The organism is Pedobacter sp. D749 (genome assembly GCF_019317285.1).
Lineage (GTDB): Bacteria > Bacteroidota > Bacteroidia > Sphingobacteriales > Sphingobacteriaceae > Pedobacter.
This window is the reverse complement of the sequence record NZ_CP079218.1, coordinates 454,915-475,975: the sequence shown is the minus strand read 5'-3', so window position 1 is coordinate 475,975 and position 21,061 is coordinate 454,915. Positions and strand designations below refer to the sequence as shown.

Genomic DNA, 21,061 nt, shown 5'->3' with positions numbered 1-21,061 from the left:
TGAAGACAATCTGTTTTTTTGTGTTGAATAAAAAAATATGAAAACAAAATAACTGACAATCAACGCCTTAAAACAAAGCTCAAAAACTATAATGTTACAAAAGTTTTAGAAATATTAAAGGCATCATTATTGAATTGGCTTCGATACACACAAATTAAACACACAATGAAAAAATTAATTTTAATTGGCCTGGCACTGGTTATGCTGAGCTGTAGGGCCTTTGTAGGCTTCGAACCTACTTTTACAATGGGCATGTCGGAATCAGATTTCAAAAAGAAAAACAAGCCGGAATTGGTCGCTGCGAATGAAGAAGATGGGACCAGAATTTATAGCACATATTACGCCAGCACGAATTACAAATTTTTCTTTTTTCGAAATGAAAAACTTGTGAGGTTTGAGAAAGGGATTTATGCAGATGATTATAAGTCGTTCAGATACTAAAAACAATAAAGGTCTTTGAAATTATTTTCAAAGACCTTTTGTTTATCATGCAATTAATTTATTTCTTCTTTCCAGTAACAGGTTATCCTGCCAAACACCTTTTGCTTTACCTATTTTTTCCCGGTACCCTACTACCCTGAATCCAGCTTTTTCATGAATTTTTAAGGAGGCCGAATTCTGCAGGAAGATTCCTGCCTGAAGCATCCATATTCCTGTTTTTTCACTTTCGGCAATTAGGGTGTTTAATAAAGAAGAACCCAGGCCCTGCCCCTTGTAACCCTGTTTAACGTAAACTTCAATCTCTCCAACACCACCAGCGTCATAATTGGCCATTACCGGCAAAAGTGCACACCACCCAACAATTTCCCGGCCCTGCAAGATCACAAATCTGCAGGTTTTAAGGTGTGATGAATCCCAGTCCTTCCATGAAATGTCTGGGGTTCTAAAACTTGCGGTACCCGTGTCGATTCCTTCCTGATAAATGGTACTTACCTCACTCCAATCTGTATCACGCATCTTTCTTATCATAGTTAATCAGTTTTGGCAAAATTCAGTAAAAGCTATATATAAAATTGCTAGTCAAACTAAATTAGCCAATCAGGCTTATTCTGGCGAAGATAACAGGATCAAGTTTGTCCAGTATTATAAATCAATACAATAAGCCCGCTAAAAGTAACCTCAGGCGGCATATCGGTAACAAAAACGTTAAACTAAAGTATTTCCTCCGCATTGTTTTTTGAATAGTCGAGAGGACTCATTCCAACTAATTTTTTAAAAGAATTATAGAAGGCACTTCTGGATGAAAAACCTGCACTATAAGCCAGGGCCTCGAGTGTAAAATTTTGCATAATCTCCGGATTACGGATACTGTCCTTTATCCAGTTTACCCGATACTGATTAATATAATCAATAAAGCTTGTGTTGAAATAGCTATTTAACACAATAGAAAGCTTGTGACTGCTTATACCGATCTTTTGAGCGAGAGAACTGAGCCTGATATCCTTTTGCCTGAACAACTGATAGTCGTTGACATAACGTTCCAGTTTGCGCCCGAATTCAGCAAGGTCAACATTGCCTTCTTTTGCTTTAGAAGAATTTTTCTGAATGGATAGTAGTGTTGAAGTTTTAACATTCAACAATGAAGCTACCACATCCAGGGGCAGCCGGTCCAGATAGCCTGGATTCGTTTTTGCAAAATACAGGTATCTTTCCTTTGCATTTCCAACACGGATAATGTGTGCCCTTTGTTGTGCAGCTTTATAATATTTTCCTAAAACAACCCTAACGATATAGTTGAGCTCGAAATGGTATGCAAAAAGTCGGTTGAGTTCACTATTGTGGATGGCCAGCAGATCTGTATCTTCAACAGCGACTACATATTCCTGAGAATAATCAGATCCGTGAAGCCCGGAAATAGAACTTACAAAATCATTTTCAATTGAAATATAGGTGGTTATTTTTTGTTTATTATGAGTGGTACACCCCATTAAAGCACCTTTAACTATAAAGTATATGTATTCGCATACTTCATTCTCTTTGAAGAGGATCTGATCTTTTTTAATCCTGAGCCTTAAAAGATGTTTCTCAAATTCTTCTTTCAATTTAGGATCTACTGTATGTATGCTACTGAGCACATTCAATATATAACCTACATCCTTACTTTCCGCCTTATTGTATTGTAAATGTTTTGACACCTTATCCTGCTATAATGTTTTCAATCCTACCAAATGATCGCTCACTTAAGTAAATTAATTACTTTGCCTTAACGTAAATCTTATGACGTGTCATAACATCAAAATTCCGCAAATGTTATCTCTAAAAGACGACCTGGAGCAAATGATAAGAAAGCTAAAAAACTTATATCACAAAGGTTGGTTTGTATTATAAATTTTACAGCAAGCACAATATTTATTTACAAAAAATTAACATTGGTTAAAAAAAAAGCCTCAGAAAATCCTGAGGCTCTTTACTATAATATTTTTTCGCTTAAGCTTTATTTTTGGTTTCCTGAACTTCTAAACGGATAGCCTGGGCTAAGTTTTTCAAATCCTGCATACCTTTACGTATACGGGTGCCGGCTGCGCTGTTGCCTTTGTTATAAAATTTGTCTGCATCAGCTTCTAAAGCTGTCACTAAACTTTTTACTTCTTCGAATTTTTTCATTTTTAATTACTCCTATGGTTCTAAGGTTTTTAGTTTTAATTATCTAATTTAAAGGGTTTAACGAAATAAAAAAATTTTTAGAATAATAAAAAACAGCCTTCTAAAACGTTTTTTTTCCACATGTTATGGCTTTATAAACATATCACGCAACAACAACAAAATAAAATGCTGATATACAGGTTTTTAAAAAACAAACTTACACAAAAAAGCCCTTCAAACATATTTAAAGGGCTCTGTATAATTTTGATTGATCTTAAACGGTAGCGAAAAGATTTTCTTTATAATACCCGTTCTCTAATTTTTCAGCAACTTCGCTAAAAGCATCTAAAGTACGTTGTACGTCGTCCAGCGTGTGAACTGCTGTAGGAATTAAACGAAGTTCGATCATTCCCTTTGGAATTACCGGATAAACTACAATTGAGCAGAAGATGCTATAATTCTCGCGTAAATCGTAAGTAATTGCAGTCGCATCAGAAAGTTCACCTTTCAGGAATACCGGAGTAACTACTGAATCGGTAACACCTAAATCGAATCCGCGTTCGCGCAATCCTTTTTGAAGGGTCATTGCAATTTCCCAAAGTTTATCTTTTAATTCAGGTTTGCTTTTAAGCAATTCTAAGCGCTTTAATAAACCAATTACCATTGGCATAGGTAATGCTTTAGCAAAAGTCTGAGAACGCATATTATACCTTAAGAAATTGGTAATTTGTTCTGTTGAAGCAACGAATGCACCAATACCTGCCATTGATTTGGCGAATGTTCCAAAGTAAACGTCAATTCCTTCAATACAGTCCTGTGCTTCATGTGTACCGGCCCCGGTTTTACCCATGGTACCAAAACCATGCGCATCATCAACCAGTATACGGAAATTGAAATCTTTTTTAAGATCAACGATTTCCTTTAATTTGCCCTGAGCACCACTCATTCCGAAAACACCTTCTGTAATTAAAAGAATCCCACCACCAGTTTCTTCAACAAGTTTGGTGGCACGCTCCAATTGCTTACGGGCACTTTCAATATCATTATGTTTGTAAACAAAACGTTTACCCATATGCAAACGTAATCCATCTACAATACAGGCATGCGATTCTGCATCATATACCACCACATCGTTTCTGTCAACCAAAGTATCGATAATGGATACCATGCCCTGATAACCATAGTTTAATAGAAATGCATCGGGTTTACCTACAAATTCTGCAAGTTCCTGCTCCAGCTGTTCGTGATAGTTTGAGTTACCACTCATCATGCGGGCTCCCATAGGGTAAGCCATACCAAATTTTGCAGCTGCTTCTTCATCTGCTTTTCTAACTTCCGGGTGATTGGCTAAACCTAAGTAGTTGTTTAAACTCCAAACCAAATGCTCTTTTCCACGAAATTGCATATGAGGTGCAATTTCTCCCTCTAATTTTGGAAATGAGAAATACCCATGAGACCATTTCTGGTGTTGGCCAAGCGGCCCCATGTGCTTTGCTATCTTATCAAATATATCCAATGTATTATGTATTTTTTATAATGAAATTTTGCGAATTTAAGCTTTATTCGGCTTAAAATCAACCTAATGATCTTTTAGGCTTCGATTAAGGTTTTTAGTACTCCAATTTTATGCCAAAAAAGCCCCGATTTTACAACGGGGCTCTATAATTATATTTGGTTTGTTTTAATCAACGTTATCGTGCAGAAAAGAATTGTTAGGTCTGATCTCTGTACCACCGTCCTGGTCGTTGCTTAAAGTAAACCTGCTCACCTGCGATTCAGAAGAATGCTGAACCTGTTGCAACTGCATTTGCTTGCGTTTGTAGGCAGGTTCGTTTTCCAATTCCTGTAAACCATTGGTTGTACGCAATTTCATGCTCAAATCTTTTAAACGTAAAATACGTTCTTTAGATTTTTTCAATTGCTCTTCCATTGATTCGTCACTTTTGTCGTCATCTAATCCAACAACCGGCATTTCGATTTCTGGCTCAGGTTGTGGCATAGGTACTGACTGGGCTACTGGCGTTTCGAATACATAGTTGGTTTCTGCCAATTTAACTTCAAATTCAAATCCTGTTTCTTTGGCTTCTTCAACCTGAGGTTCTTCTTCAATTAAAGTATGGCGAACCACATTATTTTCCGGCTCCTGAAATTTTTGAGGTTCCGGCTTATTAAACATACCACCGAAAAGATCTGCCTGCGAAACTTCTTCCTTCGTTTTTAAAACAGGCTCATAAGATGGCGTTTTAGGTTGAATGAAAGAGTTTACTGGTTCAACGGGACGAACCAGCGGCGCTTCTTCTGGTGTTAAAAGTGATATTTTCTTTTTATTTTTTTCTTCATGTACGCGCTCTTCAGAGGTTTGGAAACCTGTTGCAATAATGGTTACAGAAAGTTTATCGCTTAAAGATTCGTCGGTACAGTTACCCCATATTAAGTCTGCTGATAAACCAGCTTTCTCCTGAATATAGTCGGTAATGATCGAAACCTCATCCATGGTTACCTCACGCAAACCAGAGCTGATGTTCAATAAAATATAACGGGCACCTTCGATTTCGTTATCTTTTAAAAGCGGTGAAGCCAAAGCACCTTCAACTGCCTGTAATGCACGGTCTTCGCCCTCAGCGGCAAAGCTACCCATAATGGCTACGCCACTATCTTTCATTACGGTACGCACATCCTTAAAATCCACATTGATATAACCTGGAACTGTAATGATTTCTGCGATACCCTTCGCAGCGGTTGTTAAAATATCATCGGCCTGGCCAAAGGCAGAACCTAAAGTTAAGTTTCCGAAGATCTCGCGCAGGCGATCGTTAGAGATCACCAGGTAAGAATCTACATATTTCTTCAACTCTTCCATTCCCTCGTCGGCCTGCAGTTTACGTCTTTTTCCTTCGAAAGAAAATGGTGTAGTAATGATAGCAACAGTTAAAATGTCAAGTTCTTTGGCTGCTTTCGCAATGATTGGAGAAGCCCCTGTTCCGGTACCACCACCCATTCCTGCTGTAATAAAAAGCATTTTGGTTGTACTACCTAACATGGCCTTAATATCATCTATATTTTCTATAGCTGAGTTTTTACCAACCTCAGGAATAGAACCAGCTCCCATTCCTTCGGTTAAACTAGCGCCTAATTGTACCTTGTTGGGTATAGGACTAGATTCCAAAGCCTGGGCATCTGTATTACAAATAATAAAATCCACACCAGTAATACCTGACAGGTACATATGGTTCACTGCGTTGCCGCCACCGCCCCCAACACCAATTACCTTGATGATTGACGACTTATCTTTTAACATTTCGAACTGCATATCTTTATGAATCAGTTGTTTAAAAATTTTTAAATTCTGTTCATTACTCAATGTAATATTAACACTTTTTCAACAGACGTTTTCCACAACTGTTAATAATGTGGAAAACTCATCTTTTGTGGAAAAGTTTTAGCTTTTTAAGTAATCTTCATCACTCACATTCATATCATCCTGAATGAAAGTTTTAGTTTTCGCCAGTAATTTATCGAACAAACCAGGTCCTCGTTTCTCTTTTTCTTTTGCTGTTTTTGGTTTTTCTACAAAAACACCAGGTTGTTTCATTTCTTCAATTAACTCTTCTGCTTTCTGGATTCCTTTGATCAGCAAACCTACACTAGTCGCATACATCGGGCTTTTCAGATCGTCGTAAATGGCTTTAGGCATATCTTCATATTTAGACAAGTGCTCGTTCGGGTAACCAATACGGCAATCTAAACCGGTTACATATTCAACCGCCTGAGATAAGTGTTTTAATAAAGCACCACCACCTGTAATTACAATACCACCAATCAGCTTTTTCTCATATCCGGAAGATTTGATCTCGTAATATACGTGTTCAATAATTTCTTCCATACGTGCCTGAATGACATAAGCCAGGTTTTTAACCGAAATTTCTTTTGGTTCGCGACCACGTAATCCCGGAACACAAATAATTTCGTTTTCTTTATTTTCCTCAGCCAATGCCGAACCAAAGCGTGTTTTTAACAACTCGGCCTGGTTACGCATTACAGAGCAACCTTCTCTGATATCTTCTGTAACACTATTGCCACCGAAAGGGATAACTGCTGTGTGACGGATAATACCTTCATGGAAAATGGCTATATCTGTAGTACCACCACCAATATCAACCAATGCAATGCCCGCTTCTTTTTCTTCCTCGCTCAACACCGATTCAGAAGAAGCTAATGGTTCAAGAATTAAATCCTGAGTTTGCAAACCTGCATTATTTACACATTTGATAATGTTTTTTACGGCCGTAACCTGACCAGAAATGATATGGAAGTTAGCTTCAAGGCGAACCCCCGCCATACCGATCGGATCTTTAATTCCTGGCTCATTATCGATGGTAAATTCTTGCGGCAATACATGGATGATCTCCTCACCCGGAGGCATTACCAGCTTAAACATATCATCAATCAACTTATCAATATCCCTTTTACCGATTTCGTTGTTTAATTCTCTTCTTGTTAAAATTCCTCTGTGCTGTAAGCTCTTAATATGCTGACCAGCAATACCCACATTTACCACTTGTATCTCTACATTGGATTGTCCGCTTGCTACTTCAACTGCCTGAGCAATACCCTGCACTGTTTTTTGAATGTTAGAAACCACTCCGCGTGTCACTCCCGCCGATTCTGCCTTGCCTATTCCTAAGATTTCTATCTTACCGTGTTGCGTTCTACGACCAACGATAACACAAATTTTTGTAGTACCGATATCCAATCCTACTACGATGGGCGACTGACTGGTAAATTTTGCCTTGTCCATATTCGTTAATTTTGCTGAGTTTTATACTGTTTTTCTAAGGCTCTGATTTCTTTTTCTCTTGCTGCTTTCTCTTTCTTTAATTGGGCCTCAGATTTTGCCGGCTTTGGCTGTGTTGTTACCGTTTGCTTCGGTTTATCTTTTTTATCCGCAGGTTTAGTTTCCTTTGGTTTTGCGGCTGGCGTAACCGCCGGCTTTTTGACTTCTGTTTTAACTGGCGTTGTTTTTTTCGGCTCTACCTTTTTAGGTTCAATCTTTCGAACCTCACTTTTTTTAAGCACTTCTTTTTCCTGTTGATCAGGCTCAGGGCGATCGTCCATTTCTGCCACAATTGTACTTTTGATTAATGAGTCGGTCACACTTCGTTGTATCCTCAAACTATCTGCCGCCGAAATTGTTTTCGCTTTTCTTCCTAATCCTGTCGAATCTCTTTTTTCGCAAACAATCTGGTTGGTATATTTAATGTTGATCGTTCTATAAGTATCCCATCCTACCTGTGGCATTGCTTTTTTATAAAACAATAACAGGTTTTTCATTTTCTTCTCAAGCGAATCAGCATCACCTAAAATAATCCGTTGATTACCGACTCTCGGGATCAGTTCAATATCGTTTTTCTGATCAACCACAATCTGTTCGATCTGTGAATCCCAAAGGGTATCTTTTTTAATGTATTGGGCAGTTTTATATAAATCTCGTGCCAGCTGGGTATGCAGACTATCAACACGACTACCAAAAACCTCAGTAATATGCCCTGTTGCCACCAGCACATTAGCGGTAAAGTTTGATGAAATAGGCATTTTCAACCCCTCGTTATCAATATAAAAATCCTGTCCGTTCTCGTTCAATATGCGAAGGATAGGCTGGCGCTGTTTTACTTCGATGTGCAACACCCCATCCATATCAACGTAAACTTTCGCAAATCCGATATACGGGTTAGACTGCAGTTTTTTCTCGATCTTATGTATATTGATATTTTCGAGGTTACGTCCTAAAAGCACACCCTGGTCTTCTTTTAAAATAGCGTCAATTTCTTCGCGTTCAATAAAATTATCTGCTCCAGGAATCAGAATCTTAACATCAGTACATTTAACAGTCTGTTTCTTCACATTGATAAAACTCAAAAGCACCACCACCCCTGCCAGGCTGATCAGCCAGGCAAAGCCAGTAAAAATTACGCTCCAGTTTATCCGTTTAAGCATTATTCAAAGTATTTTTAAGGGGTTCGATAATCGTATCGATATCTCCCGCGCCTACTGTTAAAATTAATTCAGGTTTTGTGTGCTCAACATGCTGAACTACAAAACCTTTTTCACATATTTTTTTATCTGCTAAAGTAATTTTATCCAATAAAAACTGTGCGTTTACCCCCTCAATCGGCAATTCTCTTGCCGGATAAATCTCCAGCAGTAGCAATTCATCAACAGTGCTTAAAACTTTTGCAAATTCATCGGCGAAATCTCGTGTCCGTGTGAATAAGTGCGGTTGAAAAATTACCGTTAATTTTTTATCTGGATACAATTGCCTCACAGCATCAAAACAAGCCCTCAGTTCTTCAGGATGATGCGCATAATCATCTATATAAATCTGATTGGAATTATTCACTATATATTCAAAGCGGCGTTTAACACCCTTAAAATTGGCAACCGCTTGTTTTACCTTTTCTGCATCGATTCCCAATTGCAGCGCAATAGCAATGGCAACCGTTGTATTTTCGACATTGTGCTTACCGGGAAGCATTAAACTGATATCTTTTATGCGCTGCGTGGCATCTGCATAATCGAACACAAACTTCGAACCTTCTACCCTTAAATTTTCTGCCTTTGCTGTAGCAGTTGAACTTGCAGCATAACTGATACTACTGTCCAAAGGCAATCCTTCATGTGCATAAAGTGTACCTTTGCCCTTGAGCTGCCCGGCAAATAACCTGAAAGATTCTTCGAGATGGCTTTTATCTCCGTAAATGTCCAAATGATCGGCATCCATAGAAGTAACAACAGCTACATCAGGGTGTAGCGTAAGAAACGAACGGTCATATTCATCAGCCTCTACCACTACCACATTATTTTCCCCAAAAAGCACATTACTGTTATAGTTACTGGTTATTCCACCTAAAAAAGCTGTACAATCGTATCCGGTATCCTTTAAAATATGTGCAACAATAGATGATGTTGTGGTTTTGCCATGTGTACCTGCAACCGCAATGCAGAACATTCCTTTACTAATAATCCCTAAAACTTCTGAACGTTTTTTAAGCGCAAAACCTTTATCTATAAAATGGTTTAAAATTTTCGAATCTTTCGGAATCGCTGGTGTATAAACTACAAGGGTATCATCCTGATGATCCAAAAATTCACCAGGCAACGAAGATACCTCATCCAGGTAGGTAATAAGAATGCCTTCACTCGTTAAGGTTTCGGTCAATTTAGTTTTGGTTTTATCGTAACCACAAACCACCTGTCCGCGTTTAGCAAAATAACGGGCAAGCGCACTCATGCCGATACCACCGATACCTACAAAGAAAACCCTGTTTATTTTACTTAATTCCATTTTTTTTAAGCTAAAAGCAGAAAGACTAAAGCTTAAAGCTGTCTTTCCACCGTTCTATTTTAAGTTTGAAGCGAAAGACCAAAGCTTAAAGCCTCCTCTCTATCTTCCAGTTATATTTTTTATTTTGTTTACTACTTATTTCTCCCTTTGGACTTTCAGCTTTAGTCTTTCCGCTTTATAAGTTTCAATACTTCATTCGCAATAATTTCATCTGCCTGTGGCAATGCCATCTTTGCCAGGTTTTGAGCTAACGTTTCGCAGTGCTCTTTATTCGTGAGCAATACCAATGCTTCCTTAACCAGGGTATCTTCCGCAGAGCGGTCGTTAATTAATATTGCTGCTCCATTTTTAACCAGGGCCATGGCGTTTTTGGTTTGATGGTCTTCTGCTACATTAGGCGAAGGCACCAAAATCACCGGTTTCTTAATTAAACAAAGTTCTGCTATGGTTCCCGCTCCTGCCCGGCTCACAATTACATCTGCTGCAGCATAAGCCAAATCCATTTTATTTAAAAACTCAAGAATCCGAACATTGGGGTGATAGTCTAAACCCAATCTCTCGATAATTCCTTTATAGTAATATTTACCTGTTTGCCAGATCACCTGTACATCTTGTGCAAGGATATCGGGCAAATGTTTTTCAATCGCTTTATTCAGTGTACCTGCGCCTAAACTTCCACCAGTAACCATAATGGTCTTTTTCAATGGATCCAGCTTTAACAATTCGGCACCCTGAAAATGTTTTCCTTTAATATCAACCACTTCCTGGCGAACAGGATTTCCTGTTTTCAAAATTCTATCAGCTGGAAAAAACTGATCCATGTCATCAAAAGCGACACAGATTTTCGAAGCCTTTTTGCCTAACCACTTATTGGTTATTCCTGCATAAGAATTCTGTTCCTGGATGAGGTAAGGAATTCCCTTCAAAGAAGCTGCGTACAATAACGGTCCTGAAGCATAACCACCAACACCAACTACAACATCGGGCTTAAAATCATTAATAATCTGTATAGCTTTACGCACACTTCCGATTACTTTGAGCGGGAGTGCCAGATTTTTAATAATCGAGCCACGTTGCATCCCACTAATGTTTAATCCTATAATTTTATATCCGGCTGCAGGAACTTTTTCCATTTCCATTCGGCCTAGTGCGCCCACAAACAAGATTTCACAGGTTGGCACCATGCGTTTTAGCGCATTGGCTATGGCTACGGCGGGAAAAATATGCCCACCGGTGCCACCACCTGATATGATAATTTTTGGGGAATTATTCATTTTAATTGTTTATCTATTTTTACCACTGAGTGCACTGAGTTCTCACAGAGGGCACTGAGCTTTTATTTTTTCTTTTAACCACAAAAAATACTCAGCCAAGCGCTTAAAATATTTCTTCGTGTTTCTCGGTGCTTTCCTCCGTGTCCTCTGTGGTTAAACCTTTTTTACTTTATTATTTTAAATAGATTGCTTCGTCATTATTCCTCGCAATGACGTTTAATCTTACGCCATCGCCGGAATCTCTCCAACGATCACTTTATTTTTTACTTTCTCTTTATCCTCTTTTGTAGATGCGCTTGCATTTTCCTCAACATCGCGGCTTACACTCAATATAATCCCAAAGGCCACACTGGTAAAAATCATCGATGTACCGCCCATGCTAACCAATGGAAGCGGAACCCCTGTTACCGGCCCCAGTCCTACAGCTACCGCCATATTTGCGAAAGCCTGAATGGTGAGACTGAAACTCAATCCGGCCGCCAGGAGCGCACCGAAGGCCTTGGGCGCCCGGGTTACGATTTTGATACATCGGTATAAAAGCACCAGGTATAGTATCATGATTACAATTCCTCCCACGGTTCCCCACTCTTCAATAATAATGGCGAAAATAAAATCGGAATACGGGTGTGGTAGGAAATTGCGTTGTGTACTATTACCTGGTCCTTTACCAAAAACACCACCAGTAGCCAGGGCAATTTTTGCCTGATCTGCCTGGAAAGTTTTGTCTGAATGCTGCATTTCGGGATGCATAAACGTATTGATACGCGACATGTAAGTTTTTCTCCTTGGTCCCAAAAAGAAAACGAACAACAGCAACACGAAGCCGCCTGCACAAACAATTGCGATCTGCTTAATACTAATCCTACCAATAATTAACAGCAATATACTTACACCAAACAGCATTAACGCTGTAGATAGGTTGGCCAGCGCGATTAAAACAAACACCACGCAAACCGAGCCCATAATTGGTATAAATGACTCTTTAACATTTTTAATATTTTCTTGCTTTTTAGTGAGCATCCTGGCCAAAAAGGTAATCAATGCGAGTTTAGCCAAATCGGAAGTTTGAAAGGTTAATCCGATTACGGGTATTTTAACCCACCTGGAAGCATCGTTCAAATTCGTTCCGAATATTAATGTATAGAACAATAACGGAATGGTTACAATCATCAGCACCTTCGAAATACCAGCGTAATAACGGTAATCCAGCAGGTGGGCGATATAAATCATGCCTATCCCCATCAACACAAAAATTAAATGTTTGGTAAGCAAAAGTTTTTCTACGGTTTCGCCTTTTTTATAGGCCAAGGTACCTGTTGCACTGTATACTGCCATTACAGATATAAGCGAAAGCAGGATGATGATCAACCAGATCCATCTATCGCCTTTTGTTTTATTAAGTAGTGCCTGCAACATCTATTGTACCTCCTTTATAATTCTCTAACTGCCGCTTTAAACTGGTTACCGCGGTCTTCGTAATTTTTAAACAAGTCAAAACTTGCACATGCAGGTGATAACAATACTGCGTCGCCACGTTTAGCCAGGTGAAAGGCAATCTGCGCTGCTTCATCAGCCGAAAAAGTATTTACAATTACTTCTACATCATCCTCAAAAGCATCGTGGATACGTTTGTTGTCCTTACCCAAACAAACGATAGCCTTAACCTTACTTTTAACCAGGTCTTTAAGCATATTGTAATCGTTTCCTTTATCAACACCACCCATAATCAGCACTACATCACTAGTCATACTTTCTAAAGCATACCATGTTGAGTTTACATTCGTGGCTTTACTATCGTTGATAAAATCGATCCCCGAAATTTTGGCCACATGCTCTAACCTGTGCTCAATATTTTTGAAATTGCCCATGCTCTCGCGGATGGTCTCATTTCTTAATTCTAAAACTTTAGACACAATGCCTGAGGCCATAGAATTGTAAATGTTGTGCTTGCCCTGTAAGGCTAAATCTGAAATAGACATGGTTAGTTGGTTATTTGGTTCTGTAAGGATATGTATCGTATTTTTTTCTAAATAAGCACCAATCGCTACTTTTTTAGTAATTGAAAAAGGAAAAGCTTTTGCTATCGGCTTAATCAGCGTAATGGCTTTTAAGCTCTCTTCGTCGTCTGCACAATAGATGAAAACATCATCTGCAGTTTGATTTTGAACAATGCGCATTTTAGATGCAGCATAATTCTCCAGTTTATAATCGTACCGATCTAAATGATCTGGGGTAATGTTGAGCAAAACCGCGATATCGGCTTTAAATTCGAACATATCATCAAGCATAAAGCTCGAGATTTCCAGCACATAATATTCGTAATCTTCTGTAGCCACCTGTGCGGCAAAACTCTGTCCGATGTTACCGGCCAAGCCTACATTTAACCCGGCATTTTTTAAGATGTGATAGGTTAACAGGCTCGTGGTTGATTTACCATTGGAACCTGTAATGCAGATGGTTTTGGCATGGGTATATCTTTTAGCAAATTCAATCTCTGAAATCACCGGAATACCTTGAGCTACCAGCTTTTTAACAATTGGCGCTGTAGACGGAATACCCGGACTTTTAATTACTTCCGTTGCATTCAGAATTAATTCTTCAGTATGCTTTTCAGATTCGAATGGTACGCAAAGCTTTTCTAACGCGGCTTTATATTTATCAGTAATTACACCGTAATCGGAAACAAATACCTCGAAACCTTTGGCCTGAGCCAATTTTGCGGCACCAACACCACTTTCGCCAGCACCAAGAATAACCACACGGCCCTGCCCGGTCATTGCTGACGTAGTATTGCTTGATGTGATATTATTCGTGCTCATTTTTTATTTTTTTTAGTATCAAGTAATGGGTATCGAGTATCAAGACAGGAATACCTCCACACTTTAACTTTTTTATTTTTCTCTCTTTTATCTTTCAGCTTTAGTCTTTCAGCTTTTCCCCTCAACCTTCAAACCTTCAACCTCAACCTACCTCAGTTTCAATGTTACAATGGTCATAATTGCAAGCATGATTCCTATAATCCAGAAGCGGGTTACAATTTTAGCTTCATGGTATCCTTTTTTCTGGTAATGGTGATGCAAAGGTGACATCAGGAAAATCCTTCGTCCTTCTCCAAATTTCTTCTTGGTATATTTAAAGTAGGAAACCTGCATAATTACCGACACCAGTTCTACCAGGAATATCCCACATAAAATCGGGATCAAAAGTTCTTTACGGATCATGAGTGCAAATGCGGCAATAATACCACCAATGGCTAAACTCCCGGTATCACCCATAAAAATCTGGGCAGGGTAAGAATTGTACCAAAGAAAACCTACACACGCACCAACAAAGGCTCCGGCAAAAATCATCAGCTCTGCCGAATTGGGGATGTACATGATGTTGAGGTAATCGGCCATGATCGTATTACCTGAAACATATGCCAGAATCCCAAGTGTAATGCCTATTACAGCAGAAGTACCTGTAGCAAGACCATCAATACCATCGGTAATATTAGCCCCATTTGAAACCGCTGTAATAATAAATACGGTAAAGATCAGGAATATAATAAACGCATATTTCTGATAATCGCCACCTAAAAACTTCAATACCTTGGCATAATCGAACTCATTGTTCTTATAAAAAGGCATATTGGTCTTTGAAGATTTTACATCCTGGGTATAATAAAAGGTTTCTCCTTTCTGGCGCAATACCATCGGAACCGTAGAAGTGCTTTTAACATTATCCTGCACGGTTTCTCTTACCACAATATTAGGGTGAAAATACATGGTTGTACCTACAATTAAGCCCAAACCTACCTGGCCAACTACTTTAAAGCGACCAGCTAAACCTTCCTTATTTTTTTTGAATACTTTAATGTAATCATCCAAAAACCCGATTGCACCCATCCAAATGGTGGTAATAATCATCAGGATGACGTAAATATTGGAAATATTGGCAAATAACAAGGTCGGAATAAGAATCCCCAGCAAAATAATGATACCACCCATAGTTGGCGTACCTTGTTTTTGCATCTGTCCTTCTAATCCTAAATTCCTTACCGTTTCTCCAACCTGTTTTTTATGCAGGTAATCTATCAACCTACGGCCATAAACGGTAGTAATGACCAACGATAAAATAATAGAGATAGATGCACGAAAAGTGATGTACTGAAACAACCTTAAACCAGGTATATCATAATGCTTATGCAGGTATTCGAATAATAAATATAACATTAGCTGATTGGTTTTAATTGTTCAAGTAAAATTTCTTTATCATCAAAATGGCTCCTTACACCATTAATTTCCTGGTATTTCTCATGTCCTTTACCAGCAACAAGAATAATATCTCCTGGTTGTGCTAAATGACAGGCTGTTTTTATCGCTTCTCTTCTATCTAAAATGGATAATGTTTTACGCTGATTGCTTGGCGAAACCCCAGCTTCCATATCGTTAATTATAGTCTGGGCATCTTCTGTTCGTGGATTATCAGAAGTTAGAATCACCTTATCACTCCAATCGCAGGCCACCTGGGCCATAATCGGACGTTTGGTTTTGTCGCGATCTCCACCGCAACCGATTACGGTAATGACCTGTTCTGTTCCTTTGCGGATATTGGCAATGGTACTCAACACATTCTGAACGGCATCTGGCGTATGGGCATAATCTACAATACCAATAATCTTATCGGCAGAAGTGATATAATCAAACCTTCCTTCAGCACCTGATAAACGGCTCAACAAGGTCAATACTTTTAGCTTATCCTGTTCCAGCAAAATTGCGGTTCCGTAAACAGCCAGTAAGTTATATGCATTAAAAGAGCCTACCAGTTTGAAGTAAACATCTTCATTATCGATATCCAGGTGTAAGCCACTGAACTGGTTTTCAATTATTTTTGCTTTGAAATCAGCCAGTTGTTTAAGAGCATAGGTTTTTTTATGTGCTTTGGTATTCTGCAGCATCACCATACCATTTTTATCATCGATATTGGTCAATGCAAATGCCGATTTAGGCAGCATATCAAAAAATGCCTTTTTAGCTTTCAGATAAGCATCAAAAGTTTTATGAAAATCTAAATGATCGTGTGTTAAATTCGAAAATACACCACCAGAAAAAGTTAATCCTTCGATCCGGTGTTGTGACACGGCATGCGAACTCACTTCCATAAAGCAAAAATCGCAGCCAGCATTTACCATATCCCTTAAAAGCTGGTTTAGGGCAATAGGATTCGGTGTAGTGTGCGTGGCAGGCACTACAGTATCATTGATATAATTCTCTACTGTTGATAAAAGCCCGGTTTTATAACCTAAATCTTTAAATAATTTAAAAAGAAGGGTAGCAATGGTGGTTTTTCCGTTTGTACCGGTAATACCAATCAGTTTTAAGTCTGCTGAAGGGTTTCCAAAATAATTACCGGCAATAATCCCTAAAGCAACTGACGTATTTTCTACTTTAATATAAGTAACCGTAAAGTCCTGGATTTCCGGCAAATTTTCGCAGATGATCACACCTGCGCCTTGCTGAATGGTTTGCTCAATAAACTGGTGTCCATCAGCCAAAGTTCCTACTATTGCAAAAAAGATATCATCTTTACCTACTTTACGCGAATCGAAATTCAGCGCACTGATTTCCCTATCGGTTTTACCAACCAATTCTTTAATCGTTACGCCGTAAAGTAAATCTTGTAATTGCATTTTTTTATTTTTTTTAGTATTAAGTAGTGAGTATCGAGTAGCAAGACCTTAAACCCTATACCTTTTACCTTACACCTTAATTCAACTCTATTTGTACACCCAATCCCTTACCCACCTTCGTTCCGGCAGCAATAGACTGGCTGATTACTTTTCCTGATCCAAAAACTTTGGTTTTTAAACCAGCGTTACCTAAAAGGTACAATGCATCTTTCAGTCCCATTCCTGCAACATTTGGCATTACACCTTTACGCTCGTTATTTTCCTGAAAAACTGTTCCCGCACTGGTATCAATAATATTGTAATACTCAGATTTTGAAGCAAAAAGCGGCTTAAATCCGAATGCCTTATATACTTTCTGAGTTGCTTTACTCTGTCCGGCTTTTGTTGGCGGTGTTCCGGTATTACCAACCAGGCGCGTAGGTACATCATTGTACATCTGCATATCGCTGGCATAAATACGGTCGGCAATTTCCCTGAACACCGGGCCTGAAACCGTAGCACCATAATAAGCACCTTTAGGATCATTGATAACAACGATCAACGAATACTTAGGTTTATCTGCCGGGAAATACCCAACAAAAGATGCCTGATATTGTTTATTGGCTTTATATCCCTTATTTGCATCAGCCACCTGGGCAGTACCTGTTTTACCCGCAATCGGATATAATGGATTGTAAACAACCTGCTTTCCACTGCCCTCAGTTACTACCCCTTCGAGCATTTTCTTGATTTTGCTAAGGGTAACATCCGAACAGATTTTATCATTGATCACCCTGGCCTTAAACTGTTCAATCGGATTGCCCAATCTTCTGATCTCTTTTACAAAAATTGGCGCCACCATTTTTCCATTGTTAGCCACCGCATTATACATCGTAAGCATTTTTAGCGGTGTCAACTGCATTTCATAACCATAAGCCATCTGTGGAAGGGTCATGTTTTTGTTCCAGCTTTTGTTCGTTTTAGGATTTTTAACTACCGGCATTGCCTCGCCAGGAATCTGTAAATCCATTTTTTGGTTCAGATGCCAATCATATAAGTGATCGGTAAATTTTATCGGATCGTTGCCATAATGCATATTGATCAGCTTGGCAATTGCTGCATTAGAAGACGTTTCAAAGGCTTTTTTTGCGGTAACTGTTTCAATTTTCGGGTGTGAATCCGTAATCAGCTTTCCAGGGATCTGATAGTAACCTGTCCCGATCATTGTATTGGTATCGATTAGCTTATCTTCCAAAAGCGCCATGTAAGAAGCCAGTTTAAAAGTTGAGCCAGGATCCTGGTTACCTGCAATGGCATAATTAAACTTTTCTTTATAAACCCCTTCTTCTACTTTAGAGAAATTGGCTACCGCACGGATTTCGCCCGTGGCCACTTCCATCAATATCACAGTACCATGATCGGCCTGCGATTTGATCAGTTGTTTTTCTAAAGCACTTTGTGCCAGATCCTGCATGTTTACATCAATGGTAGAGATAATATCAGCACCATCTTTTGGCGCTACCTCAGCCTCTTCGTTCACTGGAATGTAAACACCGCCTGCGATACGCTGCATCAATCTTTTTCCGGTTTCACCGTTGATATATTCTTTATATGCACCCTCTAAACCCACTCCGTTTTTAACATTTTCGTTTTTATAACCAATGGTACGGGCAGCCAGAGCCTGAAAAGGAAGAATCCGTTTGTTTTGCTGAACAGCGATTAAACCGCCACTGAACTTACCAATATTATATAAAGGAAAAGTTCTGATGGTTTTAAGATCAGCATAACCTACTTTACGGTGGATCAACAAATAACGCGCACTATCCTGACGGCCCTTGCGCAGATAACGTGCATATTCTTTAGCTGTTTTATCCTGAAAAATCTGCGATAATTTATATCCCAGCGAATCTACTTTTTCATTAAATACTTTATCATCAGCTATGCCACCGGCAAACATATCCATACGCAGTTCGTATTCCGGTATCGAAGTAGCCAGCAAACTCCCGTCGTTAGAATAAATATTCCCACGGGTAGCTTCCACATTTACATATCGTGTAGAAAGACTATCCGCCATAGCTTTCCATTTTTTCCCTTGCACATACTGCACCTGACCGAGGCGTAAAAACACCGCGAAAGCAAAAAGCACAATTAAGCCAAATGCCAGATATACACGAAGCAAGATGTTTGCTCTAATATTCATCGCTTTTAACAATTATTTTTTTTGGTGGTTCAATCAGTTCTTTTATACCAAGGGTATCTACCTTTTTAGCAACCTCCGTCAATTTACTCTTGAACATCAGGTCGGCTTTAAGGGATTTATACTCCCATCTTAATTCTTTTACTTCTTTATTTAATTTATCAATACGGCGTACATTGTTCACCGCAAAATGGCTATTGGCGATATAAATCATTCCTAAAAGGGCCAGAAAACACAAATAAGGCAAAGCATCAGTTGCCGCCTCTTTACTTACTAATCCATCATTAAAAAGCTTGCTGATAAATGAATTGCTATCCATTTTTTCTTCAGCAGTTTTTGGCCTTTTGGGCACAGCTTTTAACTCTGGTTCAGGCCCAACCTCTTCCTCTTCTATCTCTTCCCTAAACCTGTTCATATCTTTTCTGCAATTCTAAGTTTCGCACTGCGGGCCCTATTGTTTTGCGCAATCTCCTCATCAGTGGCAATTATCGCTTTGCGTGTAATTACATTAAATGGCTTTTGCTGATTCCCGAAGAAATCTTTTTCTACCTCTCCCTGAAATTTCCCTTTTGCCATAAAGTTTTTAACCGGCCTGTCCTCTAAAGAATGATATGACATCACCACCAAATGACCACCTGGCTTCAGCACATCAGCGGCCTGCATCAAAAAATCTTCAAGCACCTGAATTTCTGCATTCACCTCTATACGCAGCGCCTGAAAAACCTGCGCTAAATATTTATTTTCTTTTCCCTTCGGGATATAACCGGCAATAGCTGACTTCAAACTGTCGATATCAGTAAAAGGCTGTTCTAAACGCGAAGTCACAATAGCTCGCGCCAGAGATTTCGCATTTTTAACTTCCCCGTAAATCCCAAATATCTTATGCAGCTTATCTTCGGTATAGGTATTCAATATTTCAGCGGCTGTTAAATCGCGGTGCTGATCCATGCGCATATCCAGATCTGCATTATGACGGATGGAAAAACCACGTTGCGGCACATCAAACTGATGAGAGGAAACACCAAGATCAGCCAGAATACCATCAACCTGCTTAAAACCTTTTAAACGGAGATTATTTTTCAGAAAACCGAAGTTCTGGTCGATAAAAATAAAACGGGCATCAGCAGGAACATTTGCCTGAGCATCAGGATCCTGATCAAAGGCTATCAATCTTCCTTTTGGACCGAGATGTTTCAAAATCTCTTTCGAGTGACCACCACCACCAAAGGTTACATCAACATAAACCCCATCAGGCTTAATATTCAAGCCATCAATACACGGCTGCAACATTACGGGCACATGATAATTATTCGACATCAACCCCTCCTTTCTTTCCACCCATTACCTGTTCAGCGAGATTTGCAAAATTTTCAGGTACATCATCAAAAATATCTTCGTAAGATTTTTTATCCCAAACCTCAATACGATCTAACTGACAAGCCAACACAAGATCACTTCCTATACCCGCATAATCAACCAGCGATTTTGGCAAAAGCACACGACCAGCTGCATCAAGCGAAAGCTCAGTTGCACCCCTGGTAAACGAACGAATAAATTCTCTGTTGTTTTTTTCGTAGATGTTCAGTTTGCTTAGATCAGTAACGATGGCATCCCAAACTTTCTTTGGATAGATTACCAGGTTTTTCTCAAAACCTCGGTTAATGATCAACCCTTCTTTCTCAGATTCAGGCAATTGTTTCTTAAGCGCAGCAGGTACCATAAGGCGGCCCTTTGCGTCAAGTTTACAATCGAATTCTCCTAAAAGTTGGGTCATAGTGGTATCTACACTTTTTATCAATTGTAAAAGTAAATAGTTCTACCACTTTTTACCACTTTTTACCACAAAAAAGTTTTCCACATCTTTTTTGTTACAATAATGGTCAGCCAATATAGTGAGAATAAGCTTATCAGCACAATCAAAAAGCCATTAACAACTGATAATAAGCAGGTTAAAAATACATTATTTAAAAGTGTCAGGTCCGCCCAATTTTCACCATAAAACTTAAATAGCTTTA

Annotated in this window: 18 protein-coding genes; 1 reads left to right on the top strand and 17 read right to left on the bottom strand. The window is 39.0% G+C overall.

Annotation, left to right across the window (positions count from 1 at the left end; all coding sequences use genetic code 11):
- Positions 1–165 precede the first annotated feature (165 nt).
- Positions 166–441 carry a hypothetical protein gene (locus KYH19_RS01905; protein WP_131526948.1) on the top strand — a complete coding sequence of 92 codons (276 nt, stop codon included), beginning with the start codon at positions 166–168 and terminating at the stop codon, positions 439–441.
- 45 nt (positions 442–486) lie between these two features.
- Here the strand turns inward: KYH19_RS01905 and KYH19_RS01900 are convergent, their stop codons facing one another.
- The 17 genes from KYH19_RS01900 to mraZ form a co-directional block, all read right to left on the bottom strand.
- Positions 487–969 (bottom strand): GNAT family N-acetyltransferase, encoded by a 483-nt coding sequence (locus tag KYH19_RS01900; protein WP_219077365.1) that lies wholly within the window; start codon positions 967–969, stop codon positions 487–489.
- A 182-nt stretch (positions 970–1,151) separates the two neighbouring features.
- The gene (locus KYH19_RS01895) at positions 1,152–2,135 is read right to left on the bottom strand and encodes a helix-turn-helix domain-containing protein (RefSeq protein WP_219077364.1); all 984 of its coding nucleotides are present in this window, start codon (positions 2,133–2,135) and stop codon (positions 1,152–1,154) included.
- Positions 2,136–2,427: 292 nt separating this feature from the next.
- Positions 2,428–2,604: a hypothetical protein gene (locus tag KYH19_RS01890; protein WP_055915195.1), complete on the bottom strand. Its 177-nt coding sequence runs from the start codon at positions 2,602–2,604 to the stop codon at positions 2,428–2,430.
- A 253-nt stretch (positions 2,605–2,857) separates the two neighbouring features.
- Positions 2,858–4,099, bottom strand: a complete 1,242-nt coding sequence (locus KYH19_RS01885; protein WP_219077363.1) for an aminotransferase class I/II-fold pyridoxal phosphate-dependent enzyme — start codon at positions 4,097–4,099, stop codon at positions 2,858–2,860.
- Between the two features lie 165 nt (positions 4,100–4,264).
- Entirely contained in the window at positions 4,265–5,893 is a 1,629-nt protein-coding gene (gene ftsZ, locus KYH19_RS01880) for a cell division protein FtsZ (protein WP_132395361.1), read from the bottom strand.
- 129 nt (positions 5,894–6,022) lie between these two features.
- Positions 6,023–7,381, bottom strand: a complete 1,359-nt coding sequence (ftsA, locus tag KYH19_RS01875) for a cell division protein FtsA (RefSeq protein ID WP_121282312.1) — start codon at positions 7,379–7,381, stop codon at positions 6,023–6,025.
- A 5-nt stretch (positions 7,382–7,386) separates the two neighbouring features.
- Positions 7,387–8,577 (bottom strand): cell division protein FtsQ, encoded by a 1,191-nt coding sequence (locus KYH19_RS01870; protein WP_219077362.1) that lies wholly within the window; start codon positions 8,575–8,577, stop codon positions 7,387–7,389.
- Positions 8,570–9,925, bottom strand: coding sequence for a UDP-N-acetylmuramate--L-alanine ligase (murC, locus tag KYH19_RS01865; RefSeq protein ID WP_219077361.1), 1,356 nt, complete (start codon positions 9,923–9,925; stop codon positions 8,570–8,572). The genes KYH19_RS01870 and murC overlap by 8 nt, the downstream gene beginning before the upstream one ends.
- Before the next feature lie 161 nt (positions 9,926–10,086).
- Complete coding sequence (gene murG, locus KYH19_RS01860) at positions 10,087–11,199, bottom strand: undecaprenyldiphospho-muramoylpentapeptide beta-N-acetylglucosaminyltransferase (RefSeq protein WP_219077360.1); 1,113 nt, start codon at positions 11,197–11,199, stop codon at positions 10,087–10,089.
- A 222-nt stretch (positions 11,200–11,421) separates the two neighbouring features.
- Positions 11,422–12,615, bottom strand: a complete 1,194-nt coding sequence (locus KYH19_RS01855; RefSeq protein ID WP_219077359.1) for an FtsW/RodA/SpoVE family cell cycle protein — start codon at positions 12,613–12,615, stop codon at positions 11,422–11,424.
- A 14-nt stretch (positions 12,616–12,629) separates the two neighbouring features.
- Entirely contained in the window at positions 12,630–14,018 is a 1,389-nt protein-coding gene (gene murD / locus KYH19_RS01850) for a UDP-N-acetylmuramoyl-L-alanine--D-glutamate ligase (RefSeq protein WP_255562531.1), read from the bottom strand.
- Between the two features lie 147 nt (positions 14,019–14,165).
- Positions 14,166–15,413 (bottom strand): phospho-N-acetylmuramoyl-pentapeptide-transferase, encoded by a 1,248-nt coding sequence (gene mraY, locus KYH19_RS01845; protein WP_132395146.1) that lies wholly within the window; start codon positions 15,411–15,413, stop codon positions 14,166–14,168.
- Positions 15,413–16,870, bottom strand: coding sequence for a UDP-N-acetylmuramoyl-L-alanyl-D-glutamate--2,6-diaminopimelate ligase (locus KYH19_RS01840; RefSeq protein ID WP_219077358.1), 1,458 nt, complete (start codon positions 16,868–16,870; stop codon positions 15,413–15,415). Before KYH19_RS01840 ends, mraY begins: the two co-directional genes overlap by 1 nt.
- A 76-nt stretch (positions 16,871–16,946) precedes the next feature.
- Complete coding sequence (locus tag KYH19_RS01835; RefSeq protein WP_219077357.1) at positions 16,947–19,049, bottom strand: penicillin-binding protein; 2,103 nt, start codon at positions 19,047–19,049, stop codon at positions 16,947–16,949.
- On the bottom strand, positions 19,039–19,461 hold the full coding sequence (locus tag KYH19_RS01830; RefSeq protein WP_121282303.1) for an FtsL-like putative cell division protein: 423 nt from the start codon (positions 19,459–19,461) through the stop codon (positions 19,039–19,041). Before KYH19_RS01830 ends, KYH19_RS01835 begins: the two co-directional genes overlap by 11 nt.
- Positions 19,458–20,363: a 16S rRNA (cytosine(1402)-N(4))-methyltransferase RsmH gene (rsmH, locus tag KYH19_RS01825; RefSeq protein ID WP_219077356.1), complete on the bottom strand. Its 906-nt coding sequence runs from the start codon at positions 20,361–20,363 to the stop codon at positions 19,458–19,460. Before rsmH ends, KYH19_RS01830 begins: the two co-directional genes overlap by 4 nt.
- Complete coding sequence (gene mraZ / locus KYH19_RS01820) at positions 20,353–20,820, bottom strand: division/cell wall cluster transcriptional repressor MraZ (RefSeq protein WP_219077355.1); 468 nt, start codon at positions 20,818–20,820, stop codon at positions 20,353–20,355. Before mraZ ends, rsmH begins: the two co-directional genes overlap by 11 nt.
- Between the last annotated feature and the right edge of the window lie 241 nt (positions 20,821–21,061).